Origin of the sequence: Serratia sp. (in: enterobacteria) (genome assembly GCF_046715635.1) — a bacterium.
Taxonomy (GTDB): Bacteria; Pseudomonadota; Gammaproteobacteria; order Enterobacterales; family Enterobacteriaceae; genus Chania.
In genome coordinates this window covers 1-4,438 of sequence record NZ_JBKJYW010000375.1, presented here as the reverse complement: position 1 = coordinate 4,438, position 4,438 = coordinate 1, and the positions used below count along the sequence as shown (strand labels likewise).

5 protein-coding genes are annotated in these 4,438 nt (G+C 53.0%); 4 read left to right on the top strand and 1 reads right to left on the bottom strand.

Annotated elements, in window-relative coordinates:
* Positions 1 to 177: 177 nt before the first annotated feature.
* The 3 genes from ptsG (at position 178) to ACLQ7H_RS19530 (ending at position 2,991) form a co-directional block, all read left to right on the top strand.
* The gene (gene ptsG / locus ACLQ7H_RS19540; RefSeq protein ID WP_411754098.1) at positions 178 to 1,611 is read left to right on the top strand and encodes a PTS glucose transporter subunit IIBC; all 1,434 of its coding nucleotides are present in this window, start codon (positions 178 to 180) and stop codon (positions 1,609 to 1,611) included.
* A 231-nt stretch (positions 1,612 to 1,842) separates the two neighbouring features.
* Positions 1,843 to 2,352, top strand: a complete 510-nt coding sequence (locus ACLQ7H_RS19535) for a hypothetical protein (RefSeq protein WP_411754097.1) — start codon at positions 1,843 to 1,845, stop codon at positions 2,350 to 2,352.
* A gap of 42 nt (positions 2,353 to 2,394) precedes the next feature.
* Positions 2,395 to 2,991, top strand: a complete 597-nt coding sequence (locus ACLQ7H_RS19530) for a GNAT family N-acetyltransferase (protein WP_411754096.1) — start codon at positions 2,395 to 2,397, stop codon at positions 2,989 to 2,991.
* 64 nt (positions 2,992 to 3,055) lie between these two features.
* Here the strand turns inward: ACLQ7H_RS19530 and ACLQ7H_RS19525 are convergent, their stop codons facing one another.
* The gene (locus ACLQ7H_RS19525) at positions 3,056 to 3,811 is read right to left on the bottom strand and encodes an SDR family oxidoreductase (RefSeq protein ID WP_411754095.1); all 756 of its coding nucleotides are present in this window, start codon (positions 3,809 to 3,811) and stop codon (positions 3,056 to 3,058) included.
* A gap of 167 nt (positions 3,812 to 3,978) precedes the next feature.
* On the opposite strand from ACLQ7H_RS19525, the gene ACLQ7H_RS19520 reads away from it, so the two are divergent.
* Positions 3,979 to 4,287 (top strand): winged helix-turn-helix transcriptional regulator, encoded by a 309-nt coding sequence (locus ACLQ7H_RS19520; protein WP_098932003.1) that lies wholly within the window; start codon positions 3,979 to 3,981, stop codon positions 4,285 to 4,287.
* Positions 4,288 to 4,438 lie beyond the last annotated feature (151 nt).

Below are 4,438 nucleotides of genomic sequence, written 5' to 3'. Positions count from 1 at the left end.
CAGATTCATCGAAACGTGACTGCCATCAAACATTGCTCGGGGTATTTATTTTACTCTGCGTAAAAATTAAAGGGGTGCTCAGACACCCTGAAAATGCAGGGGTTTTCTCTCCCCCCTCTGCAACGCGAAAATTCGCGAGAAGTAGCAAAGCACTATTACTCAGGAGCACACTCAACTATGTTCAAGAACGCATTTGCCAACCTGCAAAAAGTAGGTAAATCGCTGATGCTGCCGGTTTCCGTATTGCCTATCGCAGGTATCCTGCTGGGCGTCGGTTCCGCCAACTTTAGCTGGCTACCGCTGGTAGTCTCTCACGTGATGGCGGAAGCCGGCGGTTCCGTATTCGCCAATATGCCGTTGATCTTCGCCATCGGTGTTGCCTTGGGCTTCACTAACAACGACGGCGTTTCTGCACTGGCTGCGGTAGTGGCTTACGGCATCATGGTGAAAACCATGGCCGTGGTTGCACCGCTGGTATTGCACTTGCCTGCCGAAGAGATTGCGGCCAAACACCTGGCGGATACCGGTGTGCTCGGGGGGATTATCTCCGGTGCCATTGCTGCCTACATGTTTAACCGCTTCTTCCGCATTCAACTGCCAGAATACCTGGGCTTCTTTGCCGGTAAGCGTTTTGTGCCGATCATCTCTGGTCTGGCCGCAATCGCCACGGGTGTGATCCTCTCCTTCATCTGGCCGCCAATCGGTACGGCTATCCAAACCTTTTCACAATGGGCGGCTTATCAGAACCCAGTGGTCGCATTTGGTATCTACGGTTTTGTTGAGCGTGCTCTGGTGCCGTTTGGTCTGCACCACATCTGGAACGTACCGTTCCAAATGCAGATTGGTGAATACACCAATGCGGCCGGTCAAGTGTTCCACGGTGACATCCCTCGCTATATGGCGGGTGACCCAACTGCGGGTATGCTGTCTGGTGGTTTCCTGTTTAAAATGTACGGCCTGCCTGCTGCCGCGATTGCCATCTGGCACTCTGCCAAGCCGGAAAACCGTGCCAAAGTCGGCGGTATCATGATCTCCGCTGCGCTGACCTCGTTCCTGACCGGTATTACCGAGCCGATCGAGTTTGCCTTCATGTTCGTTGCGCCGATCCTGTACGTAATCCATGCGATCCTGGCCGGCCTGGCGTTCCCAATCTGTATTCTGTTGGGTATGCGTGACGGTACCAGCTTCTCACACGGTCTGATCGACTTCATCGTGCTGAGCGGCAACAGCAGCAAAATCTGGCTGTTCCCAATCGTTGGTATCATCTACGGCTTGGTGTACTACACCATCTTCCGCGTGCTGATTGCCAAACTGGATCTGAAAACCCCTGGCCGTGAAGATAACTCTTCCGAGCAGGTGACTCAGGGGGGTTCTGAAATGTCTGCTGCGCTGGTTCAGGCATTCGGCGGTAAAGAGAACATCACCAACCTGGATGCCTGTATTACCCGTCTGCGCGTTAGCGTGGCCGACGTATCCAAGGTTGACCAGGCTGGTCTGAAGAAACTGGGTGCTGCCGGTGTGGTTGTGGCTGGCTCAGGCGTTCAGGCGATCTTTGGTACCAAATCCGACAACCTGAAAACCGATATGGATGAATACATCCGTAACCACTGATTCAGGTAGGGGAGTTAATGGGGAGGCCTAGGCCTCCCTTTTTTTTATTTTTGATTTATGGTACTACGCGCTTCGGTGGCTTGTTAACCACAGCTCTTCTTGGTCTGGTAAGAATAACTGGTTTGTTAAAACAGCCAGGTCTGCTGATAATCCCCTCAGAAAAAGATACCGCCATTAAAAATGTGGCCCAGTAGTTTAATATTTATAGGCTTGACCAAAAGGGATCCGGCAATGAAAAAATACTCGTATCCTTACCTGTTTGGCGTAATGATACTGCTCTTGGTACTCGTCTTTGGAGGCGTGGTGTGGCATAGGGAGGTTTATCGTGTGACCTTTCTGAATCGTACTGCGGTTCGCTATATGCTAGTGGCTGTGTTGGTAGTAGCTTTGGTTACGTCTGGCTACTTAATCAGGCGGGGTGTGATAAAGAGTAAAAAGTTGGTTGATTATATTAAGTTATTTGGTGGTGTCAGCTTTGTAATGGCCTTTGTTGCCATTATGGCATTAGTGGCCATCACTTACTGTCTGCCAGGTGAAGCTTCGTCATACACGACGAGCTATACCTACGCAGCCTCCAGTCGTAACAGTTGCGCTGGTGCCAACGTTGACGATGCGGGTTTAAACTGGAATATCAGAGTATGTTCCCCTGCGGGAAACTTTGAGTTTAATAACAAAATCTATGTTGAAAAACGCAGCAACGCACTTGGCATAGTGGTGACTTACGCTCATACATATCCTTAATCGGCAGGAACATTGCGCCGTGTGTCATTCAAAAGGGGTCACATGCCTAATCTGACAATGCTCGCATCACCAACGTTGATCGGCAATCAAATCGAACTACGACCCTTGCAGCCGGAGCACCGTGAGGCAATGCTGAGCGCCACTGCAGATGGCGAACTGTGGAACCTGAAGGTTACCGCAGTGCCGAGTGCCAGCACGATCGACAGCTATATCGCCACCGCCGTGGCGGGCCGTGATGCCAGCTCTATGCTGCCGTTTGTCATTGTTCAGCGGGCTAGTGGGCGCATTATCGGCAGTACCCGTTTCTGGAAGATCGACCGGGTTAATCGCAAAATGGAAATCGGCCACACCTGGCTGAGCCAATCGGTGCAGCGCACCGGTGTGAATACCGAAGCGAAATACCTGCTGCTCGGCTATGCCTTTGAGGTTTTACAGGCGGTACGGGTACAGTTCACCACCGACGAACTGAACGACAAGTCACGCGCTGCAATTCTGCGGATTGGTGCCAAGCAGGAGGGGATTGTACGCCATGAGCGCATCATGTCCGACGGGCGTAAACGTAACTCGGTCAGGTTCAGCATTATCGATGATGAATGGTGTGAGGTGAAAGCCGGGCTGGAAGCTATGCTGGGGCGGTAGGCATGCCGAGCAAACTTTCGTATGATCTCAATGGGCGCAGCATGCAGCGCCCTTCAACAGCCTTTCATCTCCGCGCTAAATTCCCCACGCCACCGTCGATCAGCAGTTCACTGCCCACCATGTAGCTAGACTCGTCAGACGCGAGGAATACGGCGGCTTTGGCCAATTCCAGCACAGTCCCCATGCGGCCAATCGGTACCAGAGCGTGGATCTCTTCGCGTAATGCTTGCTCAGCCTGGGCCGGTAAGCCCAACTTGCCCAGCGCAGGCGTCGCCGTTGGGCCTGGGCTAAGGCCGTTAACGCGAATACCGCGCGGGTGCAGCTCGGCGGAAAGCGAGCGCGCCAAAGACAAAATCCCGGCTTTACTGGCGGCATAGACGCTGCTTTGTGCCAGACCAATATGCACGCTGACGGAACCGCACAGGATCACCGAAGCTGGATTACCCAGCAACGGCAACAGAGCTTGGATCAAAAACAGTGGGCCTTTGAGATTGGTGTTCATCAGTTGGTCATAGCGCTGCTCATCCCATTCTTGCAACGGCAGGTGGGTCACATCACCGGCGTTGATATACAAGATATCCAACCGGGGCCAGCTTTTAGCCAACTGCGCGGCCAAAATCGGCTGTTGGCCGATATCCCCAGCGTCATTGTGCAACAGCACGACATCCCCTAACATTTCGCCAGCCGATGTTAACCCGCTTGCGCTGCGCCCGGTGATCGCCACGGTCGCTCCTTCGGCAATAAACTGCCGGGCCGTCTCCAGCCCGATGCCGCTGGTTCCCCCGGTAATCAACGCGTATTTACCAGCTAATCGTGACATAACCCTTCCTCTCGTTGGTCAGTTACGCCATTATTGGTCTGTTAGTACCGTTTGCATAGTAGGTACCATTTGGATACTAAAGGACAAGGTGGGATGCAATGGCGTCAACAGTGAAAAGGCAGGTCGAAAAAAATTTTCCGTTACCGCCTGCGGGGGAGCCGTGCCCGATGGTGAGCTTCGTCAATTTGGTTTCGGGCAAATGGGCGATCCCGATCCTGTATCGCCTGATGGTGATCGACGGCCCGATACGCTTTAGCGAATTACAGCGCGCGGTTGCCCCTATCGCGCAAAAAGAACTGACGCGTCAGCTCCGCCAGTTTGAACAATGCGGTCTTGTCACTCGGCAGGTGTTTCCGGAGGTGCCACCACGGGTGGAGTACCAGATAACGCCTCTGGGTAAAACGTTGCGCCCCACGTTAGACTCGTTGGCCGATTGGATGCGTGGTCATGCGCCGCAGCTGATCGGTAGCCAATAACCGCTGGTAAACTCGTAAGGTTGAGTGATTCTCCATCACTCGATACGGAAAGTGCGCAATCGGGTTGATAGCAGTAGAATTTGTCACGATACTGCGTAAACCAATATTTTCGCTGAACAAGGAGTTCCAGATGGCCGAAGAAACGATTTTC